Annotated in this window: 24 protein-coding genes, 1 pseudogene and 1 other annotated feature; of the genes and pseudogenes, 9 read left to right on the forward strand and 16 right to left on the reverse strand. The window is 38.8% G+C overall.

Going from position 1 to position 26,394, the window contains the following annotated elements:
* Positions 1–75: 75 nt before the first annotated feature.
* Positions 76–390: pseudogene (locus ACP3VS_RS23160) on the forward strand (HAD family hydrolase); the annotation flags it as partial.
* A gap of 43 nt (positions 391–433) precedes the next feature.
* Here ACP3VS_RS23160 and proS read toward each other — a convergent pair.
* From proS to ACP3VS_RS23180, 4 genes are all read right to left on the reverse strand, one after another.
* The gene (gene proS / locus ACP3VS_RS23165) at positions 434–1,870 is read right to left on the reverse strand and encodes a proline--tRNA ligase (protein WP_036161675.1); all 1,437 of its coding nucleotides are present in this window, start codon (positions 1,868–1,870) and stop codon (positions 434–436) included.
* 332 nt (positions 1,871–2,202) lie between these two features.
* The gene (locus ACP3VS_RS23170) at positions 2,203–3,918 is read right to left on the reverse strand and encodes a putative bifunctional diguanylate cyclase/phosphodiesterase (protein WP_230584407.1); all 1,716 of its coding nucleotides are present in this window, start codon (positions 3,916–3,918) and stop codon (positions 2,203–2,205) included.
* A 384-nt stretch (positions 3,919–4,302) separates the two neighbouring features.
* The gene (locus ACP3VS_RS23175; RefSeq protein ID WP_012294474.1) at positions 4,303–4,473 is read right to left on the reverse strand and encodes a hypothetical protein; all 171 of its coding nucleotides are present in this window, start codon (positions 4,471–4,473) and stop codon (positions 4,303–4,305) included.
* A gap of 203 nt (positions 4,474–4,676) precedes the next feature.
* Complete coding sequence (locus ACP3VS_RS23180) at positions 4,677–4,826, reverse strand: hypothetical protein (RefSeq protein ID WP_004230023.1); 150 nt, start codon at positions 4,824–4,826, stop codon at positions 4,677–4,679.
* A 230-nt stretch (positions 4,827–5,056) separates the two neighbouring features.
* Here ACP3VS_RS23180 and ACP3VS_RS23185 point away from each other — a divergent pair, with 230 nt between their 5' ends.
* Entirely contained in the window at positions 5,057–5,350 is a 294-nt protein-coding gene (locus ACP3VS_RS23185; protein ID WP_426390131.1) for a hypothetical protein, read from the forward strand.
* Positions 5,351–5,430: 80 nt separating this feature from the next.
* On the opposite strand, the gene ACP3VS_RS23190 is transcribed toward ACP3VS_RS23185, so the two are convergent.
* The 3 genes from ACP3VS_RS23190 to ACP3VS_RS23200 form a co-directional block, all read right to left on the reverse strand.
* Complete coding sequence (locus tag ACP3VS_RS23190) at positions 5,431–5,928, reverse strand: DinB family protein (RefSeq protein ID WP_416278075.1); 498 nt, start codon at positions 5,926–5,928, stop codon at positions 5,431–5,433.
* 53 nt (positions 5,929–5,981) lie between these two features.
* On the reverse strand, positions 5,982–6,944 hold the full coding sequence (locus tag ACP3VS_RS23195; protein WP_036168290.1) for a tyrosine recombinase XerC: 963 nt from the start codon (positions 6,942–6,944) through the stop codon (positions 5,982–5,984).
* Between the two features lie 339 nt (positions 6,945–7,283).
* Positions 7,284–7,697, reverse strand: coding sequence for a hypothetical protein (locus ACP3VS_RS23200; protein WP_426390133.1), 414 nt, complete (start codon positions 7,695–7,697; stop codon positions 7,284–7,286).
* 78 nt (positions 7,698–7,775) lie between these two features.
* Between ACP3VS_RS23200 and ACP3VS_RS23205 the strand changes: the two genes are divergently transcribed.
* From ACP3VS_RS23205 to ACP3VS_RS23215, 3 genes are all read left to right on the forward strand, one after another.
* The gene (locus tag ACP3VS_RS23205) at positions 7,776–9,263 is read left to right on the forward strand and encodes a circularly permuted type 2 ATP-grasp protein (protein ID WP_426390137.1); all 1,488 of its coding nucleotides are present in this window, start codon (positions 7,776–7,778) and stop codon (positions 9,261–9,263) included.
* Positions 9,217–10,182: an alpha-E domain-containing protein gene (locus ACP3VS_RS23210; protein WP_197149055.1), complete on the forward strand. Its 966-nt coding sequence runs from the start codon at positions 9,217–9,219 to the stop codon at positions 10,180–10,182. Before ACP3VS_RS23205 ends, ACP3VS_RS23210 begins: the two co-directional genes overlap by 47 nt.
* Before the next feature lie 61 nt (positions 10,183–10,243).
* Positions 10,244–11,098 carry a transglutaminase family protein gene (locus ACP3VS_RS23215; RefSeq protein WP_198695546.1) on the forward strand — a complete coding sequence of 285 codons (855 nt, stop codon included), beginning with the start codon at positions 10,244–10,246 and terminating at the stop codon, positions 11,096–11,098.
* Between the two features lie 52 nt (positions 11,099–11,150).
* Here the strand turns inward: ACP3VS_RS23215 and ACP3VS_RS23220 are convergent, their stop codons facing one another.
* A complete protein-coding gene (locus tag ACP3VS_RS23220) occupies positions 11,151–12,026 on the reverse strand; it encodes a tyrosine-type recombinase/integrase (RefSeq protein WP_099805136.1) in 876 nt (291 codons plus the stop codon).
* Between the two features lie 361 nt (positions 12,027–12,387).
* Here ACP3VS_RS23220 and ACP3VS_RS23225 point away from each other — a divergent pair, with 361 nt between their 5' ends.
* Both ACP3VS_RS23225 and ACP3VS_RS23230 read left to right on the forward strand, forming a co-directional pair.
* Positions 12,388–13,182 (forward strand): enoyl-CoA hydratase/isomerase family protein, encoded by a 795-nt coding sequence (locus ACP3VS_RS23225; RefSeq protein WP_012294465.1) that lies wholly within the window; start codon positions 12,388–12,390, stop codon positions 13,180–13,182.
* 258 nt (positions 13,183–13,440) lie between these two features.
* On the forward strand, positions 13,441–13,761 hold the full coding sequence (locus ACP3VS_RS23230; RefSeq protein WP_031415877.1) for a hypothetical protein: 321 nt from the start codon (positions 13,441–13,443) through the stop codon (positions 13,759–13,761).
* A 250-nt stretch (positions 13,762–14,011) separates the two neighbouring features.
* Here ACP3VS_RS23230 and ACP3VS_RS23235 read toward each other — a convergent pair whose 3' ends face one another.
* Positions 14,012–14,827: an ATP-binding protein gene (locus ACP3VS_RS23235; protein WP_012294463.1), complete on the reverse strand. Its 816-nt coding sequence runs from the start codon at positions 14,825–14,827 to the stop codon at positions 14,012–14,014.
* 311 nt (positions 14,828–15,138) lie between these two features.
* Between ACP3VS_RS23235 and ACP3VS_RS23240 the strand changes: the two genes are divergently transcribed.
* Entirely contained in the window at positions 15,139–16,314 is a 1,176-nt protein-coding gene (locus ACP3VS_RS23240; RefSeq protein WP_426390141.1) for an aminotransferase class I/II-fold pyridoxal phosphate-dependent enzyme, read from the forward strand.
* Positions 16,315–16,357: 43 nt separating this feature from the next.
* Here ACP3VS_RS23240 and ACP3VS_RS23245 read toward each other — a convergent pair whose 3' ends face one another.
* The 3 genes from ACP3VS_RS23245 to ACP3VS_RS23255 all read right to left on the reverse strand — a co-directional run bounded on the left by ACP3VS_RS23245 (position 16,358) and on the right by ACP3VS_RS23255 (position 19,007).
* Positions 16,358–16,723 carry a cupin domain-containing protein gene (locus ACP3VS_RS23245; protein ID WP_031415875.1) on the reverse strand — a complete coding sequence of 122 codons (366 nt, stop codon included), beginning with the start codon at positions 16,721–16,723 and terminating at the stop codon, positions 16,358–16,360.
* A gap of 69 nt (positions 16,724–16,792) precedes the next feature.
* Entirely contained in the window at positions 16,793–17,992 is a 1,200-nt protein-coding gene (locus ACP3VS_RS23250) for an AI-2E family transporter (RefSeq protein ID WP_012294461.1), read from the reverse strand.
* A 64-nt stretch (positions 17,993–18,056) separates the two neighbouring features.
* Positions 18,057–19,007 (reverse strand): LCP family protein, encoded by a 951-nt coding sequence (locus tag ACP3VS_RS23255; RefSeq protein ID WP_012294460.1) that lies wholly within the window; start codon positions 19,005–19,007, stop codon positions 18,057–18,059.
* A gap of 176 nt (positions 19,008–19,183) precedes the next feature.
* Here ACP3VS_RS23255 and msrA point away from each other — a divergent pair, with 176 nt between their 5' ends.
* Complete coding sequence (msrA, locus tag ACP3VS_RS23260; RefSeq protein WP_012294459.1) at positions 19,184–19,705, forward strand: peptide-methionine (S)-S-oxide reductase MsrA; 522 nt, start codon at positions 19,184–19,186, stop codon at positions 19,703–19,705.
* Between the two features lie 77 nt (positions 19,706–19,782).
* Here the strand turns inward: msrA and recQ are convergent, their stop codons facing one another.
* The 4 genes from recQ to argS all read right to left on the reverse strand — a co-directional run bounded on the left by recQ (position 19,783) and on the right by argS (position 25,869).
* The gene (recQ, locus tag ACP3VS_RS23265) at positions 19,783–21,555 is read right to left on the reverse strand and encodes a DNA helicase RecQ (protein WP_031415869.1); all 1,773 of its coding nucleotides are present in this window, start codon (positions 21,553–21,555) and stop codon (positions 19,783–19,785) included.
* 7 nt (positions 21,556–21,562) lie between these two features.
* A complete protein-coding gene (locus ACP3VS_RS23270) occupies positions 21,563–22,663 on the reverse strand; it encodes a hypothetical protein (protein WP_031415868.1) in 1,101 nt (366 codons plus the stop codon).
* Between the two features lie 256 nt (positions 22,664–22,919).
* Positions 22,920–24,095: a CynX/NimT family MFS transporter gene (locus ACP3VS_RS23275; RefSeq protein ID WP_426390145.1), complete on the reverse strand. Its 1,176-nt coding sequence runs from the start codon at positions 24,093–24,095 to the stop codon at positions 22,920–22,922.
* Positions 24,096–24,195: 100 nt separating this feature from the next.
* Positions 24,196–25,869 (reverse strand): arginine--tRNA ligase, encoded by a 1,674-nt coding sequence (gene argS / locus ACP3VS_RS23280; RefSeq protein WP_426390146.1) that lies wholly within the window; start codon positions 25,867–25,869, stop codon positions 24,196–24,198.
* Positions 25,870–25,914: 45 nt separating this feature from the next.
* Positions 25,915–26,134: a binding site (T-box leader), on the reverse strand.
* Positions 26,135–26,394: the final 260 nt, after the last annotated feature.

Below are 26,394 nucleotides of genomic sequence, written 5' to 3' on the forward strand. Positions count from 1 at the left end.
GCGGGACTCGTTGAACAGGGAATTTAACCTTATAATTACAATTTATTTTGTAAGAATTTATAAAGTTTTAACATCGGCTCCGTAGAAAGACAAAAAGCTAAAATATCCTATACGAATTTAGACCGCTATTTTGATACGGTCATTATTTCTGAGGAAGTAGGATGGAGTAAGCCAGATGGACGGATCTTTGAAATTGCCTTAAAAAGACTTAATGTAAAACCAGAGAATACTCTTTTCATTGGGGATGACTTAGTAAAGGATATTGGTGGGTGTCAACAGGCACATATAAAGGGCATATGGTTTAATCCATCCATGCGCAAAAATGACACGGATATTCAGCCATATGCCGAGATTCATTCGTTGGAGCATGTATTCAATTTCTTCACATAGAAGAACAAAACCCCTGAGTTTTCGTTCAGGGGTTAGTGTACTATTAATATGCTTGGGCAAACCAAACCGTATGTTTTGCTTCATTTCCACAGCAAATACAAGTCGTTTTTATTGTTGGCGGATTGAATGGAATATTGCGAGTTGTGTATTTTGTTTCTTCCTTCACTTTTTCCTCACATACATCCTTCCCACACCATCCAGCAAGTACCCAGCCCGGAATAGAGCCGTTTTCTTTAGCTGTTTCAATGTGCTGCTGTAATTGTGGCAGTGTATCAATCGTAGAATGTGTATTTTCGTTTCGGAATTGACGAGCCTTTTCTAGTAAACGTGCTTGCATGGTCGTCAATTCTTCCTCAATAGCTGCCACAACAGTTGCTAATTCAATCGTTTGTTTTTCGTCCTCATCACGCGCTTTCAATAATGCTTGATTGTTTTCAAGATCTCGTGGTCCCAATTCAATACGAACAGGCACTCCTTTTAGTTCCCATTCATTGAATTTAAAGCCTGGCGATTGGTCTGAATCATCAAGTCGCACGCGAATCCCCTTCGCTTTTAAAGCCGCAAAAATTGCATCCAGCTGCTCCATAATTTGAGGATTCTTTTTCCATGGTCCTACTGGAATTAACACTACTTGGGTTGGAGCAATTCGAGGCGGTAAAATTAGTCCTTGCTCGTCACCGTGTACCATAATGACTGAACCAATTAAACGTGTAGATGTCCCCCAAGATGTTGTGTGGACATATTCGTGCTGATTCGCTTTATTTAAATATTTTATGTTAAAGGCTTCCGCAAATTTTGTTCCTAAATAATGGGACGTACCTGCTTGCACAGCCTTCCCATTTTTCATCATCGCCTCAATTGAATACGTATCGACAGCTCCTGCAAAACGTTCAGATGGCGTTTTTTGTCCATCATAGACTGGAATTGCTAGAACTTGTTCCACCACTTCTTTATAAATGTCTAGCATTTGCATCGTTTCTTTACGTGCATCTTCCTCATCTATATGGGCCGTATGCCCTTCCTGCCAAAGGAATTCTGAGGTACGAATGAAAGGCAATGTTTTCTTTTCCCATCGGAAGACATTTGCCCATTGATTAATGAGAACAGGTAGGTCACGGTAGCTTTTAATCCAATTTGAATAAAGGTGGCCAATCATCGTCTCAGATGTTGGACGAAGTGCTAAGCGTTCTTCTAATTTTTCACCTGCTGCTTCTGTCACCCAAGGAAGCTCAGGTGAGAATCCTTCAATATGATCCTTTTCCTTTTGGAAGAAGGATTCAGGAATTAACATAGGAAAATACGCATTACGATGGCCTGTGTCTTTAAAACGACGGTCCATTTCCTCCTGTATATGCTCCCAAATTTCGTAGCCATCTGGTTTAAAGGCGATGCAGCCACGAACTGGCGTATAATCCATTAAATCTGCTTTTTGAATGGTTTCGATATACCATTTTGAAAAATCTTCTAGTTGTTTTGACATCGTACTTACCTCCATTTTTTTAAGTATTCGATTTCCTGAATTAAAAAAGCACAAAGCTGTCCTTGTATAAAGGACGTCTTTGTGCTGGAATGACGTGGTACCACCTTGAATTTAGCTTTAAGCTAAGCTTAAAACCCTCTAGCGTTTAGTAACGAAAACGACTCGGTTATGTTTTCATAACTTCTCCGTGGTAGGTGTTCAGTAAAGAAGCGGTGATATAGCTCTCAGCAAATGCTATATTTTCTGTTTCACTATTCTAACTTACTTGGCCACATCATCAAATTGTCATGTATATTATCTTTCACTTTAGCAAAATCATTCATAAATAGCAATTAATAACTGGAACTATTAGTGAACGACTGGACAATAACATTTGTAAAATCCTCGACAGAAAGAGGCTTGCTAAAATAATAGCCCTGCACATACTCGCAGCCATGCTCGCGAAGTACGTTTAATTCAGCCTCCTCCTCGACACCTTCAGCAACTACTTGTAGGTTGAGCGCATGAGCTAAAGAAATCATCGCCGAAATCATCGCGATGCCTGATTTTTCAGGAACGATATCACGCACGAAAGCACGATCAATTTTAAGTACATCCACAGGGAATTTTTTTAAGTAATTTAGTGAAGAATAGCCTGTCCCGAAATCATCTAAGGAGATCGTAATCCCAAGAGCTCTCAATTGATTAATTGTATTAATTAGATCTTCTGTATAATCGAGCATGCTCATTTCGGTAATTTCAATTTCTAATAATTGAGGGTCAATGCCTGTTTCTGCAATAACATCCTTCACCATCTCTACAAAGCCAGAAGTACTAATATGAATGGGTGAAATATTAACTGCTACACGTAATCTGAGATTATGGGATTCATTCCAAAGTTTAGCCTGTGCACTGGCTTTACCTAGCACCCATACCCCAATATCATTAATGAGTCCACATTCTTCAGCAAATGGAATAAATCGATCTGGCGGAATATGCCCTAATTCGGGATCAGACCAGCGCAATAAAGCCTCCATACCAATAATTGTGTCTGTTTTTAAATCGATTTTAGGCTGATAATGTAATTCTAAAAGATCGTTTTTTAAAGCTTGATGTAATTTTGTTTCTAGTAAAAGCCATTTATCGTTCGCTTCATCCATATTGTCACGGTAAAGTCGATATTGATTTCCTCGCGTAGATTTAGCAGCATACATGGCAATATCAGCATTTTTCAGTAATTCTTCTACCGTGTTTGCGTGATCTGGGAAAATACTAATGCCAATACTAATACTCGCATAAAATTCATAGTTATCTACGACAAAGCTTTCATTAAAGACACCTATTATTTCCTTGGCCATTTCCTCTATACGATTCACATCATTTAAAATCATGACAAATTCATCACTATTGTGACGATAAAAAGAATTAGAGGTATAATCAATATTTCTCAAACGATTCGACATTTCCACTAAAAACATATCACCGATAATATGACCAAGTCCATCGTTAATGTGTTTAAAACGATTCACATCAATGAAAAATAACGCAAATTTTTCTCCTGAACGTCGAGATTGATGGAATTCATTTTCTAAACGCTGTTCTAATTTACGACGATTTGGTAGCCCTGTTAATTCATCGTGATAGGCTATGTGGGTAATTTTTTTAATATCCTTTTGCGCTGTAATATCGACGCGTATAGCGATATACTGATAGGGCTTTCCCCGCTCATCAAGGAATGGGAAAATAGTAGTCTTCACCCAATATAAACTGCCATCTTTCGCACGATTGCAAACCTCGCCATTCCACATATCACCATTTCCAATTGTTCTCCACATCTCTCTAAAGAAAGATTTAGGATGATAGCCTGAGTTCAGTAAACGGTGATCTTGGCCTACTAATTCTTCACGCGTATACTTCGAAATTTTACAAAAATGATCATTAACAAAAGTAATTTTTCCGGTACGATCTGTAATTGCCACAATAATGGAACTATTCATAGCGGAAAAAATATCTTGCAATTCTTTAAGACTGTAGTTCATTTGATTACTACTAGGCGTGATATTCATCATTCTCATTCTCCATTCATTAAAATATGAAGGGTTTGGTACTTTTGCTTTATTTTACAGCGAGGTATAAAGTTGTGGTATATCGCCCTTTTTTCTGTAATTATATTATAGTCTTAGAAAAGCAGTTAATTCAACCCAAATATGCAATCATTCACAGGAAGGTTGGAATAGTTTTTGATATAAAATACAAATATTAGTTATTATTAACTCAAAAAAATTGTCTAATTTTAAGGTTTTTAAATACTTTTGTACTATTGATAGTATTTTCCTTAGGCTATTTCTCTATTAAATACAAAAAAACTAATAACGTATAAATTGTTCAGAATTTAAAATTGATTAGACAAAAATGCCTTACTGTCACTTATGAGCAGTAAGGCATTTTAATAGTTAGGAGACCTCATATTCTATTGATCCTCCAGATGTTTTAGCATGCTCATTATAAGCATTTAACTGCTCTTGCGATAAATTTAATATATAATAGTGAAAATTAATGGGCTCTAATCCATGCTCCTCGCATATATGTCGATAAAATTCATAGCCTTCTCGATAATCAGTCATCTTTAATTCTTCCTTTCATTTGAGCTACTTTTCCTGGAACTATAACTGTATTTTATTTTGATAATCTATCTACATCTCTACTTTAGAAATCAATGAATGTTCTGAAATTAGCTTCAAAAAGATGAAAGCCCAGTCCATTTTACTTAGTATGGCTGGGCTTTTCATAAAATATTCGTGTCGGCTTCCATCATAACCATATCCTTTTAAATTCCTAATTGCTTCGCTTGCATATTATAGGCAGAAAGCTGCTGCTGTGATAGCTGTAATACATAATAGCGGAAAGAAATTGGTTCTAGCCCATAACGCTCACACATTTCACAATAAAATTCATACCCATCTCGATACTTTGACATGAAAAGTTCCTCCTTGGTTCAATCTGTTTTATAACAGTTGTTTTTATTTTTATTTAATATATAACAGATTATGAGGAACGTCAAGTATTTATGATAGAAAAAAAATCGCCACAAACTTGCATCGCTTTGCGCTTATGAACGTAGTGTTTCCAAAATAAGGCGTGTTTTACGGTATTCAATGGTAAAATAACGATGCCTTCTAAACCTTTTGATTACGGGAGATAAACACTTTGAAGAAAATGGTTGCAGGAATCATTTTAATATTAGGCTTTGAAATGGTAGCCAATACACCTACACTCGCAGCGCCTCTAGCTATTGGAGTTTTTGTCCATGATGAATTTATAAAGAAGGATGTACATCCTCTAATGGACCGCAACTATCTTTGCGTTCCCGATTCGCACTGGCATCACTTGTTGGATACTGACCCTCTCATGGAACCCTATAGCCATGGGAGTGTGCTTTTTTCTGAGTATGTGGACAGTACAGCTAAAGCCTTTTACACTGACATAAATGGAAAAGAATGATTAATGATAAACACGCAAAAAATTACCCATCTATCTGCTTAAAGGATAGATGGGTTTTCACATCAATATGGAGTCTGTTGTCAGTTATTTTTTATTTCCTGAATTTGCTGAATATGCCGTTGTTCATGAAGATAAATCTGCTCAATCCATTGATCGAGTGGACATTCACCAAGAGCCGGATGCTTCATTGTACGCTTGGTTAAAGCATCCGCATCCTCAATGGTATCTAAAAATCCCAGGAAGTCCGCTCTTGTGGTTGCTAACGATTCCAGCATCCTTTGAACCTGGAAGGGCTCTTCCGAAGGTTCCACTATGTTTGGTGCTTGAATTTTTCGTGTACGGTCTAACAGCAGTCGCATATCCTTTCGTTCAGGAGCCAATTGTTCTTGGGATGTTAAGCCCCAAGTAATAGCCTTCTTAGTGGCTTCCTCTACTAAAATAAGATGATGACAGATTTGTGCTATACTCCAACTTTGTGCATCTGGCTTGCTATTAAATTCTGCATCACTTAAAAGGTTAATCTCCTGAAGTAATTGCTCTCTTGTAGCATCAAATTGATTCTTTGCTAATAATAGCATACGCTACCCCCTTTATTCGTTATACCATTATATTCGACAGAGATGGCTGTAAATCATCTTTCCTGCACCATATTAAATGGATTGTTTTCTAAAACCTGCTGTAGCTGCTCATCCTCAATATGTGTATAAATTTGAGTGGTTGCTACACTTGAATGCCCTAAAATATGCTGCAAGCTTCTAATATCAGCACCAGCTTTATACATCATTGTTGCAGAAGTATGGCGCAGCTTATGTGGTGTAAGCCGCTCCTTTTGAAGACCTGATTGCTGATTAATACGTTTCACGATTTTGGCAACCGTTTGACGCGTAAAACGTGTTCCCTTTTGTGAAACAAAAAGAGGCTCATCTCCGTTCCCTTTATACGGTGTTTTCCCACTATTTTCATAGTCTGCTAGTGCCTGCATACAGCTATCATTCAAATAGACAGTTCGCTCCTTATTACCCTTCCCGACAACAGTTAAATGACGTCCCTGTATCGATGTAATATTGAGCTGGCATAGCTCCGTCACACGAATTCCTAAGTTTAAGAAAAACATCATCATACAGTAATTTCTTGGTGACGCCTGATTGACTGGTATGCCATCTATAAATTGTGTAGCTTCGTGAAAATTCATATAGATAGGTCTTTTTCGACCAATTTTCGGCGATTCTAATTCCTCTGCTGGGTTTTCCTCAATAAGTCGCCGTTTGCCTTTTAAATATTTGAAAAAGGATTTTAATGTCGCCACCTTACGTGCTCTTGAAGCTGCAGAATTACCACGCTGTACCTCACAGTATTCCATAAAGTAATAAAGGTCCTCCAATGTAATCTCTCGAATTTCTTCTATTGAAATAGTGGCAATATCAATTGCTGCTAAATTTTCTATATCCAGATCCTCCTGAACAGCTGTATGGAAACGGAAAAATAAAGACAAATCATATTCGTATTCTTTTCTTGTGCGCTGGGACTTTCCTTTGATAGTCGTTAAATAAACAAGAAAGTCCTTCATGATTTTTGGTAGTTTTGTTTTTTGCATTCCAATCACCTCTATTTGCTCTATTTTACCATAAAAAACGTTCCCAAATATAAATTTGGGAACTTTATCTGGACAAATAGGTCATTTTCCTATTATCAAGAACATACATTCGGTGTATGCAAATAAAAAAAGATCCCCTTTTTTTAAAGGGAATCCTTTGACTAAATAAGAAAAGAATTGTGACAGTTACTGGTTTTTAGGTATAAAGTTGACGTTCGATGAATATTAAAATCTAGTATACTTCTATTGGTTTGTGAGGCGACTCGAAAATTAGAAAGGTGGGTAACTACCCATGTCGATTCGTCTCACAACACGCATGGGATTATTTGGATAAATTGACTATTTTACAAAAACCGAGTACTTCTCATCGCCTTGTTTTCTAAGTGACCAGTTCGTCGATAACATTTGCTGTAGTTTTGTGACCGTTTCCTCATCACACATCAAATGTTGGATACCATTTTCTAAAAGTTGGTAATCTACCCCTTCTTCAAGATTAAAGCGTAGATGCAATAAACGTTGGATGCCAGGCAATGTTACATACTTAATTCGATAATGGCCATGTAACGCATCTAAGAACTCTTGTTCGCCATCCTGGAAAAGTGCCATTGTTTCACTAAATTCATAGTTTGGGACTTGTTCCTGCCAAGCTGATACATCCCCCGCCCGTAAAGCACGCAAAATCTCTTCGTCTGAATAATTTAATTTAGATAGTTTATCAAGTTCATAAGCTTGCATTAGATTAATGATTGTCATGAATGTTAGCTCCTTTTATGTATTTACTCACAGTGTACCATGTTTTTATTACTACTCAAATTCGGAGGGATTCATAGGATGAATTTATATGATTCTAGTCTGTTTTTCGATGAAATGTTTGATGGCAATCAACCGAAGCCCCATTATCGATCTTTTCATCATAAGCTATCCATTTTTTCTCAGGAGCAACTTGAAGAGAAATATCGGCAAGCACAAGCAAGCTTTCTCAGACAAGGAATTACTTTTACTGTCTATGGTGCACAAGGTGGAACCGAAAGGACCATGCCCTTTGATTGTGTCCCTATCATTATTCCTCAAACACAATGGGCAATTATTGAGGTAGGCGTCAAGCAACGTGTGGAAGCGCTGAACTTATTTTTACAAGATGTGTATGATGAACAAAGAATCATTCGTGATGGCTATATTCCTAGACAGCTGGTAGAAAATAATCCATATTTCTCACCAATCATGCATGGACTTAAGGTACCAAATGCTAATCATATATTTTTAGCAGGTATTGATTTAATACGGGATGAGAATGGTGAATATTTCGTGCTGGAAGATAATTTACGGAATCCTTCTGGCATTTCTTATGTTTTTGAAAACCGTGACGTCATGAAGGAGGTGTATCCTGAATTTTTCTCTAAGCATACTATTTTATCTCTGGATAAGCAGATGGCTAACATGAAAAAAGCACTGCTTGCTCATCGTCCACCTACTATGGAGGAAGGACGAGAACCAAAAGCGGTGCTGCTAACAGCAGGTATGTACAACTCAGCCTATTATGATCACGTATTTTTAGCTCAGCATTTAACGATTCAACTAGTAGAGGGCCGCGATTTGGTCGTACAGGATTTGAAGGTTTATATGAAAACCATTTACGGTTTACAACAAATCGATATTATTTATCGCCGGATTGATGATGATTTTTTAGATCCGATTGCATTTCGTGAGGACTCTTTGTTAGGTGTCCCTCATTTAATGGCAGTTTACCAAGCTGGCAATGTGGCCATTTTAAATGCTGTTGGCAATGGCGTGGCAGATGATAAGGCGATGTATGCCTATGTACCTGATATGATTCGCTATTACCTTCAAGAAGAGCCTATATTACCGAATGTGAAAACCTATCATTTAGAAGATGAGCAACAGCGAGCATGGGTATTAGAGCATATTCAGGAGCTAGTCATTAAAAATGTAAGTGCCTCCGGGGGCTATGATATGCTCATTGGTCCCCATGCAAGTGAGGAAGAAATCGCTCTGTTTAAGGGAAAAATAATGAAGCATCCATGCCAATATATTGCTCAACCAACCATAAAATTGTCCAGAGCACCAGCCTTTCAAAATGGGCGGTTTTATCCTTGCCATGTGGATTTACGTGTGTTTGCCATGAAGGGTGAGGATTGTTATGTATTGCCAGGTGGATTATCACGAGTGGCCTTACAAGAAGGTTCACTTGTGGTCAATTCATCGCAGGGCGGCGGTGCTAAGGACACATGGATTTTAAAGGAGGAGGTGCAGCATGCTGAGTCGAGTAGCCGACGCGTTATACTGGATGGCACGGTATAGTGAACGCACACAAACCAATACACATATATTACAGGTACAGCTGTTGAATATGTTGGAGCAATCTGGGCAAGAACATGATTATATTGATCATTGGGAGGCTGTTTTAAATATTTGTGCCTCGAAGGAGGAGTATTTAGCCAATTATACAGCATTACGTGTTAATCCATTAATTGATTATCTATTGTTTTCCGAGAAAAATGGCAACGCCCTCCTTGCTACCTTACGTGCCATTCGAGAAAATGCCCGAGTGACAAGAGATCGTCTACCTGCGGAGCTATGGGAAATACAAAATGCCTTTTATTTAACGAAGCAGCAGGACATACTAACAATGGATCGACCTATCCCGTTAATTGATCTTCAAGCTTTTTTACAGGAAGTGCGGAAGACATTGTGGATGGTGACTGGACTGGTCGAGGGCACAATGGATCGCGATCTCCCCTTTTATTTCATGGAAATTGGGAAATGGCTGGAAAGAGCAGAAAAAACGATGCGGATGTCGTTAATTATTCTCGAGCAACAGAAAATAACAGGCCAATCCCTTCATGAGATGGATGGTACATTTTTATTAGAGCTTGCTGCCGCAAAAGAATCCTTTTTGCAGAAGCACCGCCAAACAAATTTATTATTGGGCATTCGATATTTATGGCAGGATGAACATGTTCCTTGCTCGGTCATGTTTTGTCTGAAGAAATTAGAAGAAGCTTTCCAGTCCATCGAGCATGATCCTTTATCACCAAAATGTTTAACGCTCCATTCGACCATCAAAAGCTTTGTTTTAGCATTCAATCATCTTGATTTTTGGACAATGAGCGTCGAGGAAGCCATTACAATCATGGAGGAAAGATTGAGTCAATGGATTGCCTTTAGCGAAACATTCTCGACAATCTATCATTTATATGAACCCAGCGTACAACCTTGAAAGGAATCCATCACAGCTCCCTTTCAACAGGCAAGTCAGTAAGCAGAAGGAAGCGGACACGATGAAATTTGAAATTCAACATACAAATATTTTTCAATATGAGTCTGAAGTCGACCAAAGTTTAAATACGATTCGCTTAAAGCCACGCAGTGATGAGCGTCAACGGCTATTATCCTATCGAATTGCAATTACTCCATCCTCTCTTACCCGTGAGCATACGGATATTTGGGGAAATACAGTAGGTTCATTTTATATCCCGGAGCAGCATCAAGTACTAGAAATTCATACATCGTCGATTGTCAGTATCCAGCGTGCGCCATTTATTCATCGTATTCAATATTCACCTGAAATGCAGACTATTTTTCACTCACAGCTATTTTATGAACATTATCTTCCCTATTTAAAAGCAACTCATTTTACGTATATGACAGAGCAACAGCTGGAAGAGGTTTTTCATGCGATTGGCCATGCTGAAAATCCTGTGCTCTTTTCGCTTAATTTAATGCAATACTTATACTCTAGTTTTGCATACGACCCGTCAGCAACAGATGTAAGTACAACAGCTAGTGAGGCATTTGCCCTAAAGCGTGGAGTATGCCAGGATTTCACTCATGTTATGCTGGGTGTATTACGTTCTAAAGGAATTCCTGCACGCTATGTTAGTGGTTATTTATATGTCGATGAAAATTCAGCTCTCGTCGGCGATAGTGCAACACATGCTTGGGTAGAAGTCATGATACCTGGTATTGGCTGGATTGGTCTGGATCCTACCAATAACGTGGAAGTATTAGAAAACCATATTATTTTGTGTATTGGCCGAGATTATAGTGATATAAGCCCTGTTGAAGGGGTTTATTCAGGAGGCAAGCATGATTTAACCGTAAAAGTAAGTGTCAAAGCATTGAATCATTTATAAGCATTATTGACACGTGCAGGATTGGCGAGAACACGCAATTCCTGCACGTTTTTTATTCAAAGCGCTGTTGTCTTTCTGTTAGTACCCATTTGCGAACATAGCCCATTTCTTGCTGAATATGTTCCAATGTTTTCTCTTGTTGAAACGCCCTTTGCATAACAGTATAACGCAAATCGGTGGCTCTGACGTTTTTCCCAATATCCTTGGACATCGTTTGAAAAATACGTTCCACTGTCTTCGTTGTAATCGGCTTTGTCAGGCTTGCCTCGCTCACCCACACCCATTCCCCCATTTCCTTGTCATGCATGGTTTCTGTTTCTTCCTGATAATGCGCTAGCATGTCCATAAGTATGGGCGAACACTTTACCTCGCGGCGTCCATTTCGATTCGCAATATAAAGAGTTGATTTTTCCTTTTGGAAATGCGACCACTTCATTCGTACAAGCTCAGCTGGCTTACACCCTGTCTCCATCAAAACCTGCACAATACAACCATTGCGTCTCGCCAGCCATGCATGCTCTGCTGTTTTTGCATATTGAAAATAAATAGGCCAAACATTAGCCATTTGCCCGATTTGCTTATTTGTAAGTACTTGTAGTGCCTCTTTTTGCCTTTTCCTCGGCTGTAAAATATGTTGATAATCAAAGGGCTCTATCCATTCTCGTAGGAAAATAAAGTCTACAAAGCCACGCATAGTTGCTATTTTATGATTAAACGTATTGATATTGTGATAGGTTTCCTTTAAATAGTGACCATAGATTTGTAATAACTCTTGAAAGTGGTGATCTACATACAAGTAATTTTTTTCATGGGCAAATGATAAAAAATGCTGCCCGTCCATATTGTATTGCTTCATCGTTGCTGCACTTTTTTTTAATGACTGCAATAGCAAAATATAGCTGTTCCACGCTTCCTTGAGTGTGACCATAGGCTCCCTCCTTGTGTGCTGTGCGTTAGTTAGTTTTATTTTACTATATATGTGGAGCGTATGTTTTTATTTTCTAAATAATATATAGTGTCGGATAATCTGTATTTTAGATTCATACATGCTCCCATCATTCAAGTGCTTCTTGCATCATAAAGAAACAAATGTTCGACTATTAGTTTCTCACATCTTTTGCTCTCTTACAATAGTAAATTCCATTCCTCTGTTGTAAGACAATTGCTATTTATTCCATCTATTTTTGTATAACAACGCAATTTTATATGAAAATTCGTATAATTTCGTGTTTATCGTTTATGGTGTTATATAATAATGGTATAGACAAATATGTAGGGGGCTCTCTAAAATGCAAGTAAAGACGACTCGACTGGAAGCAGAAGACGCAAAAATTATTTATCAAGAAACTGCTGGGCTAGCAATTATTACGATCCATCGACCACAGGCGAAGAATGCATTAACCGCAAATATGTGGGATCAATTAGCAAAAATTGCCCTGCAAGTATTAGATAATCCCAAAAATAAAGTCCTTATTTTACGAGGCTCAGGACAAAATTTCACTGCTGGCTCTGACATTAAAGAATTTAATGCCATTTCTCTCGACAAGGCTGAAGAGGCGTTTATACATATGGAAAAGACCATTTCCACTATTGAGCGCTTGCCTATCCCTACGATTGGTGTGATTAATGGGCCTGCAATGGGGGCTGGCTTGGAATTAGCATTAGCCTGTGATATTCGTATTGGCTCTGACAAAGCCAAACTGGGCATTCCTGTTGGTAAATTAGGGATTACATTAAATAATAAATTTGCACAGCGTTTAGTACAGCTTGTTGGCCCAGCCACAACAAAGGATTTAGTGTTTACAGGAAGAATGTTTAAAGCAGAGGAAGCCTATAAGCTTGGGATGCTCAATTATCTTGTAGCAGAGAAGGATTTGAATAAATACATGATCCGCATGGGTAAGCTTGTGGCGGGAATGTCTCCTGAATCCTTACTGGCAGTAAAGCAGTCTGTCCAAGAATGCCTCGATAGTGTTCCAGCCTTATGGAAAGGCTCCACGCCATTTGTCGGCAATGATTTTGCAGAAGGTTGTCGAGCATTCGTTGAAAAACGCCAGCCACAGTTTACGCGTCAGCCCAAATAAAAATAGGTACTCTTCTCGCCCACTGGCGACAGGAGTACCTGCACCTGGACTTGGAAATACCTACGCTTCCACAGGTACAATGTTAGAGGTCAAACGTTAGCTCCTAATAGTACTATACGTGATATAAATATAACGTTAACTCTGCAATTATATTGAAATTGCTAGGTAATGACACTAAAATCGCATTTTACTAGTTTAAAAAATGGAAATCATTAATAAATATAGTCTTGATACTTGATATGGTGGAAGGAGAGGTAAATGAAAAAAATAATTATCTTTAATCTTTTATTTTGTATAGTAGTTATTTTTGTTAATTACAATTATTTTAATTCTAAATCTCGAAACGCTATCGTATACAACTATGTGGAAAACTATATGGAAACTAACTATGGCATTGCTAGAGAAAATTTAAAACCTGAAGAAATCGATTACATGAGAGGAATGGGTTTGTTTGAAATAGAAGTTAAAGATATAGAAACTAAAAATCATTACTTTTTTGAAGTGGATATTAGAGATGACTATTCATTATATTATTTAAAAGATCTTACTGAGGTTCATCGTAAAAATCAAGCTGATTAAAGAAAGTTTATTTCAACTGGTATCAGCAATATTTTGAGAGCAACATATAAAGTTTTACATACAACAAACAATAACTTGTTGAAGCCGCACGAGGCAGTTTAGTAATTGGAATCAAATAAATATTAAACCCGAGCAACGATAAAAGCCCAATTTCTCAATTTTTATGCTAAGAAATTGGGCTTTTTTATATTTCCTTATACGATTGAAATAAGTGCAAAATAACTCCTAAAGTGACAGGAGTAAGAGTTTTTTATGATTTTTTCTTTTGGATACCTGATTTGGCATGAACGTGGATAGCATCCAATTCATAGCCAAAATGCTGATAAAATTCCGTCTGCACCGCCTGTTGTAAGTTATATAAACGTGCTGCTAACGGATAATCAATCGGTAGCCTTACCTGTAGGGACAAAATAGCTTGGACCTGTTCACCAAGTACAAATTGGACTTGCTCCACCTTTTGCACAAAATCCTGTTGTTGACAGCAATACGTAAGTAGCTGGACGTAAACATGATTACTAATCTCAATATACTCCCGTTGAAAATCAGGACGAACAATGGTTGTTTCCCCAATCTTTTCACGTTTTGTTGAAAAAATCTCCATTCCCTTTAGCACCAGTCGCTTAAAGAAATTTTGCTCAACTTGTCGGTAAGGGATCGGCATAACATGCTTCCCTTGTGTTTGTCGAATAAAACGAGCTTTTTGAATGTCCTTAAAGGAACGAATATCTTCCACATCATAATAATGCTCGATAGCGCCTAGCTCCAGCTGCTTCGCAATACTATTTGTCATTTTCGTTGACGTCCCAATTAGTAAAATAGACTCCACTCGATGGCTTGCTAGCGCCTTCTTGACTGCCTCACGGTGCTCCTGGTCGGTAAAAATGGCACGCCTTACAGCGGTAATTGTATTTTTTTCAAATTTAGCAGAAACTCCTGCGACTCTCACGCCATTGACAATGAGTAATCCATCATCGATAATCGCCTGTACGCCAATTTTATGGGCAAAAGATAGAGCGCTAGTGCTTTTTCCTGTGCCGCTTGGTCCACTTAACGAATATACCTTCAAAGTCCTCCCCCCTCTTATGCTAATTAATCTTTATAGCTGTTCCTCATGCTTTGATAGAGATGTTTGATGAATCGGTTTACTCCATGATTCCCACTGAAAAACTATATAGTAAGTATAATACAACTTCTACATTTACGGAATTTACAGTAGGTTTCCCCAACATTAGGCAATCCATTTTCGCTAGCCTATGCGCACATCCTCTACATTATATAAATATTTTCTTTTTTCAGAATATCTGTCCCTTTCTTCGCTTTAGTATGATAAAATGTGAACTACTATTCTGTTATACAACTACAAGGAGTGTACTAGTCTTGAAAATCGTACCATCTAAAAAAATGTCATTATTTACACCAGCAATTTTCGGAGATTTGAAAAATTTTGCGAGAGAGCAGCAAGCAAAGGGCATGACTCTGATTGACTTAAGCTTAGGAAGCCCCGATCTTCCTCCACATGCCAAAATTCGCGAACATCTATCTTATCGAGCAGGTTTAGCTGAATCGTATGGCTATACACTTACAGGCACACAGCGTTTTTATGAGGCTGTCAGCCGCTACTATAAGCGCCGTAGCAGCGTTGATTTAGATCCTACTACTGAAATCATTCAAACAATTGGCTCTCAAGAAGGCTTAGTGCATCTTCCAATGGCCTTTTGTGATCCTGGAGACATCGTGCTATCGACAAACCCAGCATACGTTGCGTATGACGCAGGCATTCACTTAGCTGGTGCAACACCCTATTACATGCCTCAAACAGCTGACAACAACTACCTTCCAGACTTAGACGCTGTACCAGAAGATATTGCGCATAAAGCAAAGCTATTAATTTTAAACTTACCAGGAAATCCAGTACCAGCGATGCCATCCTTAGCATATTTTGAAAAAGTGATTGCCTTTTCTAAAAAATATAACATCATCGTTCTGCATGATGCAGCCTATTCTGAGTTTTATTTTACGGGCGATGGACCGATTAGCTTCCTTGCTACACCAGGTGCAAAAGAAGTAGGGATGGAAATTAACTCCCTTTCCAAAAGCTTTAGTTTGGCAGGAACACGGATTGCCTATATCGCAGGAAATGCTGAAATGATTGCGATTTTAAAGCAATTAAAATCGAATTTAGATTTCGGTATTTTTGAGCCTATTCAAGATGCAGCTGTCGTTGCCCTCGATCACGCTGAAGAAATTACAGCAAGCCTACGTGCAACCTTTTCTGAGCGTCATCAAACATTGATGAATGGCTTACAGGCACTAGGTTGGGACGCAGCACCTTCTAACGGTGGGATGTTTGTTTGGGCAAAGTATCCATATGATATGGATTGCACCGAACTCGCTTTTAAATTGATTGAGCAGGTTGGCATTGTTACGGTTCCAGGTACTGTATTTGGAACGGCAGGACAAGGTTATCTGCGCTTAGCACTTGTGCAACCAGCGAAAATCCTTCAGGAAGCTGTCGATCGTTTAGCGCAAGTACAATTACTACAAGAAAACTAACATAGAAAACCCTTCTAACAACATGCTAGAAGGGTTTTATTCATTAAATCCAAACATCATTTTCAGCAGTAAGCGCAGTTTTTTCCTCACCCGTATTTACTACCCCAGCAGGCTCTACGAGCAAAATTTTACACTCGGCTGCAGCGTAAGGTTTATGTTCAACTTGGCGTGGTACGACAAACATTTCACCCTCCTTTAATCTTACTTCTCCATCACGAAATTCAATGACAAGCTCCCCTTCAATCACCATAAACACTTCATCTGTATCATCATGTTTATGCCATACAAAATCTCCGATTACTTTAACCAGTTTGAATTGATATTCATTCATCTCAGCAATTACCTTTGGAGACCAGTGCTCTTGGAATTTTGCAAATTTTTCTTGAAAATTAATAGGTATGTAGGTCATGCTATTTTCCCCCGTTCTTTTTTTCCTATTAAAAACACAGCTACTGTCAAGCGAAGTAGCTGTATCCTCTTATACATCATATTTTTGGTGAACATCATCCTCATAACGGTTATAGCGCTGTTTAAATAGCTTGAATAGATGAGTCACAAGCACTTTAAAGATTGCATAACCTGGAATCCCCAAAATGACCCCAGGGACACCAAATAGCGAGCCTGCCGTTAATAATACAAAGATAATTGTAATTGGGTGAATACTGAGCGATTTCCCCATAATTTGTGGAGAAATAAATTTTCCCTCAATTAACTGAACAATCGTCCATACAATCGCTAGCTTAATCAACATCAATGGTGATGTGACAAGAGCGATAATAACGGCTGGTGTGATGGCAATAACAGGACCTAAATAAGGCACTACACTTGTAATCATCGCAAGGAAGCCGAGCAATAAAGCATATTTCATACCAATTATTAAGAAGCCAATTGTGACCATTGCACCAATACACATAGATACTAAAATTTGCCCTTGTATGTAAGAACTTATTTGCTTGTCCATATCATGGAAAATTTCAGTCACTTCTTTACGCATACGCGGTGGGCATACTTTCAGCATAAATTTCGGTAATTTTTCGCCTTCTTTTAGTAAATAAAACAAGATAAATGGTACGGTTACAAGCGATAGGACGATGCCTGTTAACGTTGATAGGAAGCCCGTAATACCGGATGCTACACCCTGTGCTATATTTGTAGCCGTATCTTTCACAGTTTTTACCATATCAGTAGTAAAGTTTTTAACCACTTCATTGTAGTCAAAGTTAATTTTATCTAAATAATCGTTAAAACGTGAATGATTAAAGAATGCAACAAATTTTTCCGTAAACTTCATAAAATACTCTGGGAATTCCTGCACTAAGTTCGTAAATTGGTCACGTAAAAACGGATAAACCAACACAACGAGCAGTGTTATGACCCCAACTACCGCGATGTAGAGTATTAAAATACCCCAAATTCTTGGAATACGCCATCTAACCAATATCGCCAATAATGGACGTAATAAATAGTACCCAATGACAGCTAATACCCCTGGTAAAATGACGACTTCAAATAACACTTGAAGCGGGGTAAAGATAAAGGAAACTTGATTAAACATAAAAATAACACATGCAACTAATAATAAAATAACCAGCGTAAATAATAGGTTTCTACCACCTAAGAAACGAATAAACTTGGTTGCTAACAGGTTTGAACGTTCTTTTGGTCTTTCTTTTTCCATATATCCACCCCAATCAAAAAACTCTACCTTTATATTACAGGATAATGCTGGATTTTGCTAAACATCACTCCAGTGAAATGCCTAAAAAATCGCTTAAAAAGGCTTTGTTTTGTTCCACATCAATCACGATCGAATCGCCGGCATGGCTAAAGTTTTGGAATTGGTAGCTTCCTTCGATTGGAATCGTTGCTTTTTCAATGTTCACCTTGCCCTTTGATAGTAATTTTAGCACTTGTTGCATTTCTTCAGCAGAAGAATAATCGGTTGTAATATAGCCTTGTGCTGCCCCTACGAATTTTGGTAAATGCAATACATTCGCAGGTGTCAAAAGCTCATTTTTTAAAGCCTCTATGACCTTTTGCTGACGAGCAACACGACCGAAATCACCTTCTGCATCATGACGGAAGCGTGCATAGCCTAGTAACTCCTGTCCATTTAAATGATGTACACCTTGCTTCAACTCTACCCCAATATTTTCGGACATATCCTTCTCAACATCCATCTCAACACCATTAGGTGCTAAAATATCCACCAACGATTCAAAGTTTTTAAAATCAATAAGGGCATAATGGTGAATCGGTAAGCCGAACATATTTGTTAGTGTATCCTTAAGTAGCTGTACCCCATCTAAGTAGTACGCTGTATTAAGCTTATAGGATTGATAGCCAGGGATATCCGCATAAATATCCCGCATAAAGGATACCAGTTTAATATCGTTGTTTGATTTATTCCAAGATAATACCATCATCGTATCTGTTCGAGATTTTTCCTCGCCACGTGTATCGACACCGAGAATTAAGTAATTTTCAATATCGCCTTTTAACGTATCGCCAGAGAAATCCTCCTGCTCGACTTGTGTTTGATTGGCAAGCTTTAGTCCACTGCGGTACTGCATAATCGAGTAGCCTGCCACTACTATGATACACAGTAATAATAATGTGAAAATTGCTCTCCCTTTACGAAGCTTTCGGTTTTTAGGACGTTGTGAGCGTCTTGTATAATCTTGCTCTTCCATAATGACTAACTCCTCTATTTTTTTATAGTTAATGTAACGATTGATTAGCCGGAAAGTTTCATTTGTTGATAGAGGAAGTCCCAACTTCAACTATCTTATTGTTATTTTACACCCAAATGCTCAGTTTTTTCGCCAAACAATGCTATAATATTTTCACAAAAGAAAGGATGATGTACATGATAGAAAAAGCTACTTTTGCTGGCGGTTGTTTTTGGTGCATGGTTAAGCCATTCGTCGAGTGGGATGGTATACATAAAGTAACATCTGGTTATATGGGCGGTCATTTAGAAAACCCAACATACGAGGATGTTAAGAAAGGGACTTCTGGCCATCTAGAGGTCGTCGAAATTGAATTCGATCCAGCCATTTTTAGCTATGAACAACTGTTAGACATTTATTGGATGCAAATTGATCCCACTGATGCTTTCGGACAGTTTCATGATCGTGGAGAGTCCTATTCAACAGCCATCTTTACTTACACGGATGAACAAAAGAAAATCGCCGAGGCCTCGAAAGAAAAGCTTGCCACTAGTGGACGCTTCGATAAACCTATTGTAACCAAAATTCGGGATGCTGAACGCTTCTATCCTGCGGAAGACTATCACCAAGATTACTATAAAAAAGAAGCTAATCACTATCAGCAAGACCGTGCTATTTCCGGCCGTGATGAATTTATAACTAAGCATTGGGATCAATAAACAATTAGAGGTGCCTCAACCATTTCATTGAGACACCTCTCTTTTTTGTAAAAGCACGTGCTTGATCGAAAATTGTCCTAGATGGGTGTTTCTAAAAACGATTGTAACGCCTCAAAGAAACGTTTGCCGTATTTATCAAATTTCACTTCACCAATGCCGCTTATGTGGCGTAAATCGTCCAATTCTGCTGGCTTCTTGTCACATAATTCACGCAATGTTTTATCCGAGAATACTACAAATGGCGGTACTTTCTCTTCATCTGCAATTTCTTTTCGCAACACACGTAAATGTTCAAATAATGGATCATTATCTACCAGTTTTTTAACCGTTACAGCTTCTTTCCGCATGACCTGTCGTTGGCCAAGTAGTACTTCTTTGCCCTCGGCTGACACATAAATAGTTGGATATGTGCCGTGTTTAACAGCCAATAAACCCTCTGCAATTAGAAACTCAATAAAGTTCGAGACATCTTTAGACGAATAATGTCCCTTCAAAATACCATAGGTGGATAAACGAGCAAACCCAAATTCCGTCATTTTTTGATTTTTGGAGCCGATGAGTACTTGTGCTACCATCGTCTTGCCGAATTTTTGGCCCATCCGTACAACACAAGCCAGTACCTTTTGTGCATCCTCTGTCACATTCATCACGGTACGACCATCATTACAATTACTACAGCGACCACAAGGCTCCTCTTGTACTTCACCAAAATACGCTAAAATAGCATTTTGAAGACAGCCCTCTGTATGGCAATAGTCGACCATTGTTTGGAGCTTCGCTAATTCCTGTGGTATTCGTGCCTCGTCTTGCGATTGCTCAATAAGAAAACGCTGAGTTTGAACATCACCGGAGGCATACAATAATATACAAGCACTTGGAAGACCATCTCGACCAGCTCTCCCTGCTTCTTGGTAATAGCTCTCCATATTCCGAGGCATTTGATAGTGCAGGACAAAGCGCACATTGCTTTTATCGATTCCCATGCCAAAGGCGTTGGTAGCCACCATAATACGCGCCTCATCTTTTAAAAATCGCTCCTGCTCTGCCATACGTAGTTCCTCTGATAGCCCCGCATGATATTTGGCTACTGCTTCTCCAGTACGACTAAGCATGTCATAAATCGCGTCTACCGCCTTTCGTGTGGCGGCGTAGATAATACCGACTTCCTGTTTATTTTTCTGTAAGTAATTTTTAATATAACGTTCTTTATTTTCTCCAATTAGCACCGAAAGTGCCAAGTTATCACGCGTAAAGCCTGTCATCACTGTTGCATTTTCGTCAATGTTTAATAAATGCCGAATATCCTCACAAACAGCAGGTGTCGCAGTGGCGGTAAGAGCTAATACAGCTGGCTTCTGCGGCCACAGTGTAAAAAGCTTTTGAATGGAGCGATAACTTGGTCTAAAATCATGACCCCATTGTGAAATACAGTGAGCTTCGTCTACCGCAATTAATGGGACAGATAAATAGGACAATGCTTGAAGGAAGGAAGCACTTTCCAGTCGTTCAGGTGCGATATAAAGTAGTTTTAAATAACCAGCACTAGCTAGCTGCATCGTTTCATTCACTTCTTGTGCTGTTAATGTACTATTTATATAGGCAGCAGGAATATTAGCTGCTCGTAAAGCTTCCACCTGATCTTGCATTAAAGAAATAAGGGGCGATATGACAATTGTCAGCCCCTCAAGTATTAACGCAGGAATCTGATAGCAAATGGATTTCCCACCACCTGTTGGCATCACACACAGGCTTGATTGTCCATGTAATGTTTGTTCAATAATTTGGGCTTGTCCTTGCCTGAAGGCTTCATAGCCAAAATGATGCTGTAGCATTTGTCTTGCTTGCTCCATGCAAAGTTCACTCCTCAGTAGTAAGACGAAGTAACTTGTATTCGCCCTGTTCATTTTTCATAATTTCGTAAAGCATAATGGAATGGGCAAGAGCTTCCTGCCCTGCTGCATTGGTCAATACATACTCCGTTTTAGCTCGTACCTGAAGATGCTGATTCACTATACGAATATCTTGAATGTCTGTGTTCGAGAAATGAATCTTCGCTTGCTTAGAGGCATAGTAAGCAACCATGCCGCCCAGAGTGTCTTCCAATTCTTCTGACCCTACTATCGGCTCCATGACACTTGCATCTTGAATAGTTACAGCTCCTTTTAAATGCTTATGGAATGTATCTAAAAAAAGAATGATTTCATCTTTATTATACGCAAAAATATTTTCACCGTATTGCTCGAGGGCTTGCTGAACGGTTTCTTGATCCCCCTGCTCTATATAAGGATATAAATTTTTTGATTGGGATAGGCGTACACTCGCCTTCATGCCATCCTTTAACCATTTTTGCATAAATGGTTGAATTTCCTTTATCGGCAATATGTATGGTTGTGCTTCTCCTTGCTGCTGGCGGTTAAAATAAAGCCCCACAATTGCTCCGTTTTCCGCCTCCATCACCGGGCTCCCTAATGGTAGCTTTTCTTGTGTATCAATATAATAGGCAGCTATTTTATCTTGATATTTTTGAATCGTATAAGGTAAGCCATTCACGTAAACTGACAGCTGATTGAGCTCCCCTTCATACATTTTTGGAACTTGCACATTCGCTTTATAGGTCACTTGCAAAAGTGCAACATTATGTGCCGTTGACATGAAATGAACATTCGCTGCCACTAGCTTATCCTGACCAAATTTCACAAGGGCGGTTGGCTTTGAGGCTACCAGTGCGCCATTAGTTAAAATATAAAGCTCATCCTCCTTTTGCTGAATAATAATGCCTGCACCAACTCCATGCTCACCTATCACCTCAACCTCAGGCACTATCTTTTCTTCTTGCTTGGCCACTGTTTTTGTTGGCACCTCTGCTTTTTCTGCTTGAAACCAACCTGCACCAATTTGACTGTCACAACCTGTCAACAGCATGGCCGCCGCTCCTAATACGAGCATCTTTTTATACATACCTTCACCAAAACTTTCTTTTCAACTATCTCTCTTGTCTATCATAATCAAGGACTTAGGATGTTTCAAGTTTACATAATATAATTATTGTAATTAAAATAGTAGTAAAATACATTATTCCCTTCAGTTCTATTTCATTCTACCTATTAAAATTAATGGATTCTCCGATTTGCTATGAAAATGGATGGATTTTAGGCCTTCAAAATATTTTTGACAGAAAAAAAGACATGCATTTTGAATGGCATGTCTTCTCGAATTAATTTTTTCGTAGTAGCCCTGTCGTGGCAATTATTCCAAGCATCAATGCTAGAAAGATGGCGTACGTCCATGTATGGTTGCCTGTCATGTCATAGCAAACGCCAATCAAAACTGGGATGATGGCACTTAACATAAAGCCACCTGAAAATACCATGGATGACCAGCTGTTGGCTTCTTGATCATTTCTAGCCTCATCAAGCGGTAACAATAAACCAATCGGAAATAGCCCACTTAAAACAATGCCGATAATAAATACGGCCAACCACAAATAGATCCCTGACATAAGCCATAATAATGTAAAACCTATCAGCCCAAAACAGCCTAACGCCAATACCCATGCTAATCGATTTGTCCATTTCTCCATAAGCATGGGCACAGCAATATTACCCATCATTTGTATAATCGACATAAATGTCAGCATTATACTCGCTACCTCAAGCGTCAAGCCTTTGTCCTGTAAAAGAGGTGTAAGCCACGACATCATTGAGAAAAACAATGAGGTTTGTAAGCCAAAATACAATACGATCAGCCAAGCACGACCTGTTACCCAAGGATTACGTACCGGCTCGTTGTTGGCCGAATTTTGAACATCTGCCCCTTGTTCTTTTGGGATTACCCAGCTCCATATAATTAGTGAGACCATAGCAAGTATGGCCCAAATCCCTAGTGCTATTGTCCATTGATTATCAAAATAGTGATAAAAGTTCACAGTCAAAGCTGCACTTAATGTCGCACCAACGCCTATACCAAATGAGTAAATTCCAATAACAATCGTAAAGCGTTGAGGGAATTTTTTCTTACTATACGCATTTAATATAGGGCCAATCATCGCAATGGCCAAGCCAGCTGCAAAACTTGTAACCACTAATAAAAGATAGCTTTCTTGGAATAAGCGCAGCCCATTTGCGAAGACAAGAATAGCCATTAATAGCACGATTGCTAATTTTGTGCCAAGCTTGCGCTGAAATGGTACAGCAAAAGGAGCAAATAAACCCATGCAAAAAACAGGAATAGATGTCAGAAAGCTCATACTTGTATTGGATACGTGTAAATTTATCATAAGGACATTAAAGAGTGGTCCAATCGCTGTTACAGCCGGTCTCATATTTAGTGCGACTAAAAATATACTCATTACCACTAAGATAAGTGAAACGGTCCATTGTTTTTTATTCATTTGATTAATCCTCTCTGCTGCCAATCAATAGAAGAGTTTTCTTTTATTCTTTTACCATGTATTCTATAAATGGTCAATGATTGGGTAAGTGGTCCGTTCCCTACATATTTTCTGGCGACTCAATACCCAGTAAAGCTAGTGACTCTTTTAAGACGATCGCTACACAATGACAGAGCGCAAGACGTGAAGCTTGCTGGGCATCATCGGCTAATATTTTTTGGTGTGCATAATATTTATTGAATAAGCGCGCTAGCTGTAAAGCATATTTCGCGATGAGCGATGGGTCAGCCTGGTTAAATGAGGCGTCCACCACTTGCGGAAATTGTTCCAATAATAAAATGATTGACCAAGCCTGTTGTCCTAGTGGAGCATATGACTTCAATTGAGAAGGCACATTTCCCTTTGCCAAGATGGAGCAAATACGTGCATAGGAATACTGTACGTATGGCCCCGTTTCTCCTTCAAAATTCATCATTTGCTCGATGGAGAATTCTATATCGTTTAGACGATGATATTTTAGGTCATTAAAGATTACCGCTCCAACTCCTACTTGCTGAGCCACTCGCTCTTTCTGCTGTAAATGAGGGTTTTTGTCTTCTATATTACGCTTAGCTGTCGCAATCGCCTCGGCTAAAACATCAGCTAATAATACCACCTTGCCTTTACGTGTCGACATTTTCTTACCATCTTTAAGCATCATCCCAAATGGTACATGCTGCAAATCTTTTGCCCAGCCATATCCCATTTTTTCAATCACCTGAAATAATTGTTTAAAATGAAGAGTTTGTTCATTACCCACTACATAGAAAATTTTGTTGGGTTGATACTGTTGCTGTCGGTAAAAGGCAGCAGCCAAATCTCGTGTTGCATAAAGTGTAGCTCCATCTGTTTTTGTTATTAAACATGGAGGCATTTCCTCCATCTCCACTACAAATGCACCTTCCGATTCCATAAGTAACCCTTTGTTTTGTAGCTCTGTTACAACCTTTGTCATCTTATCATTGTAAAAGGCTTCTCCAGTAAATTCATCAAATTTGATGCCTAGCAGCTGATAAATAGTCTGAAATTCATCTAATGATACATCACGGAACCATTGCCACAACGCTAAAGCCTCTGAATCACCATCTTCTAATGCTTTAAAGGCAGCACGTGCCATTTCATTTAGTATAGGATCTTGTTCAGCCATAGTATGAAATTTAACATAAATCTTTAATAATTCCTCTATAGGGGATGCTGTAATGGCTTCCTTATCACCCCAATTTTGATACGCAACGATTAGCTTGCCAAATTGGGTGCCCCAGTCCCCTAGATGGTTAATACGAATAGCCTGATAACCATTTTTCACTGCAATATTGGCTAAGGCATTACCAATGACGGTTGAACGTAAATGTCCCATAGAGAACGGTTTAGCAATATTGGGCGAAGAAAAGTCAAGGACGACACATCCCCTTTCTGCTTGATTCGTACCATAGTTTTGTTGTTCCTGCATGATAAGACCCAACACTTGTTGTGTCACTTTTACTTGATGAAGAAAAATATTGACATAGCCACCGACAGATTGCACCTGATGGATTATCTCATTTTGTAATTGGCTTGCGATGTCTATTGCAATTTGTTGAGGGGGCTTCTTCCATATTTTAGCCAAGGTGAAGCAGGGAAATGCCATATCGCCCCTTTCTAAACTTTTTGGTTTTTCTAGTAATTGTTCCACGTCTTGAGCTGTTAGCTGATGATTTAAAATTTCAGCAATACTTTTTGCAATTTGTTGATTCATGTATATCCTCCTCTTTTTTCAATAAAAAAAGCCCTCGCCTCTATAATTAGAGACGAGAGCATAGTAATCCCGTGGTACCACTCTAGTTGCCATTCATAATGACCACTTTCCATTGTTAACGAGGTGACGCCCCGCTATTCTCTACTCTTAGTTCGAGAACCTTCTCCAAAGTGCGCTTCATTCATGGTTTCTGTATTAGGCTCACACCATCCCTAACTCGCTTTCCAGTTGTCCCATCAATTACTCTCTTTTTCATCGAATTTTTCTATGATTTTGACATATTTTACAGGAGTCTTCGCTTGGCGTCAATGCTTTTTGTATGAATGAATCATTGCTTCAGAGCGTTTAGAGAATTTTGCATAGGCAGCACTGATTGCTTCTGCATTCGTCTACACAAGTTACAGACGGCATTCCAAACGATCCCACCATAAAAAAACGCTCCTCATTTTGAAGTGACCCCTAAAAGTTAGACACGGTTATTTTGATTTAGGCAGCTTGGATAAAATGAGTTCGGTATTGCACCGG

The sequence above is a fragment of the Lysinibacillus sp. VIII_CA genome (assembly GCF_049943995.1).
GTDB lineage: Bacteria > Bacillota > Bacilli > Bacillales_A > Planococcaceae > Lysinibacillus > Lysinibacillus pinottii.

Excerpts from the sequence above, each read along its gene's own strand:
- ACP3VS_RS23205 (WP_426390137.1), top strand. The coding sequence starts at position 7,776 with ATGAATTTATATGATTCTAGTCTGTTTTTCGATGAAATGTTTGATGGC.
- ACP3VS_RS23250 (WP_012294461.1), bottom strand. The coding sequence starts at position 17,992 with ATGGAAAAAGAAAGACCAAAAGAACGTTCAAACCTGTTAGCAACCAAG.
- ACP3VS_RS23170 (WP_230584407.1), bottom strand. The coding sequence starts at position 3,918 with ATGATGAATATCACGCCTAGTAGTAATCAAATGAACTACAGTCTTAAA.
- ACP3VS_RS23270 (WP_031415868.1), bottom strand. The coding sequence starts at position 22,663 with ATGTATAAAAAGATGCTCGTATTAGGAGCGGCGGCCATGCTGTTGACA.
- ACP3VS_RS23200 (WP_426390133.1), bottom strand. The coding sequence starts at position 7,697 with ATGACAATCATTAATCTAATGCAAGCTTATGAACTTGATAAACTATCT.
- argS (WP_426390146.1), bottom strand. The coding sequence starts at position 25,869 with ATGAATCAACAAATTGCAAAAAGTATTGCTGAAATTTTAAATCATCAG.
- ACP3VS_RS23220 (WP_099805136.1), bottom strand. The coding sequence starts at position 12,026 with ATGGTCACACTCAAGGAAGCGTGGAACAGCTATATTTTGCTATTGCAG.
- ACP3VS_RS23230 (WP_031415877.1), top strand. The coding sequence starts at position 13,441 with ATGAAAAAAATAATTATCTTTAATCTTTTATTTTGTATAGTAGTTATT.
- ACP3VS_RS23195 (WP_036168290.1), bottom strand. The coding sequence starts at position 6,944 with ATGCAAAAAACAAAACTACCAAAAATCATGAAGGACTTTCTTGTTTAT.
- recQ (WP_031415869.1), bottom strand. The coding sequence starts at position 21,555 with ATGGAGCAAGCAAGACAAATGCTACAGCATCATTTTGGCTATGAAGCC.
- ACP3VS_RS23180 (WP_004230023.1), bottom strand. The coding sequence starts at position 4,826 with ATGTCAAAGTATCGAGATGGGTATGAATTTTATTGTGAAATGTGTGAG.
- ACP3VS_RS23190 (WP_416278075.1), bottom strand. The coding sequence starts at position 5,928 with ATGCTATTATTAGCAAAGAATCAATTTGATGCTACAAGAGAGCAATTA.
- proS (WP_036161675.1), bottom strand. The coding sequence starts at position 1,870 with ATGTCAAAACAACTAGAAGATTTTTCAAAATGGTATATCGAAACCATT.
- msrA (WP_012294459.1), top strand. The coding sequence starts at position 19,184 with ATGATAGAAAAAGCTACTTTTGCTGGCGGTTGTTTTTGGTGCATGGTT.
- ACP3VS_RS23245 (WP_031415875.1), bottom strand. The coding sequence starts at position 16,723 with ATGACCTACATACCTATTAATTTTCAAGAAAAATTTGCAAAATTCCAA.
- ACP3VS_RS23215 (WP_198695546.1), top strand. The coding sequence starts at position 10,244 with ATGAAATTTGAAATTCAACATACAAATATTTTTCAATATGAGTCTGAA.
- ACP3VS_RS23175 (WP_012294474.1), bottom strand. The coding sequence starts at position 4,473 with ATGACTGATTATCGAGAAGGCTATGAATTTTATCGACATATATGCGAG.
- ACP3VS_RS23275 (WP_426390145.1), bottom strand. The coding sequence starts at position 24,095 with ATGAATAAAAAACAATGGACCGTTTCACTTATCTTAGTGGTAATGAGT.
- ACP3VS_RS23225 (WP_012294465.1), top strand. The coding sequence starts at position 12,388 with ATGCAAGTAAAGACGACTCGACTGGAAGCAGAAGACGCAAAAATTATT.
- ACP3VS_RS23255 (WP_012294460.1), bottom strand. The coding sequence starts at position 19,007 with ATGGAAGAGCAAGATTATACAAGACGCTCACAACGTCCTAAAAACCGA.
- ACP3VS_RS23210 (WP_197149055.1), top strand. The coding sequence starts at position 9,217 with ATGCTGAGTCGAGTAGCCGACGCGTTATACTGGATGGCACGGTATAGT.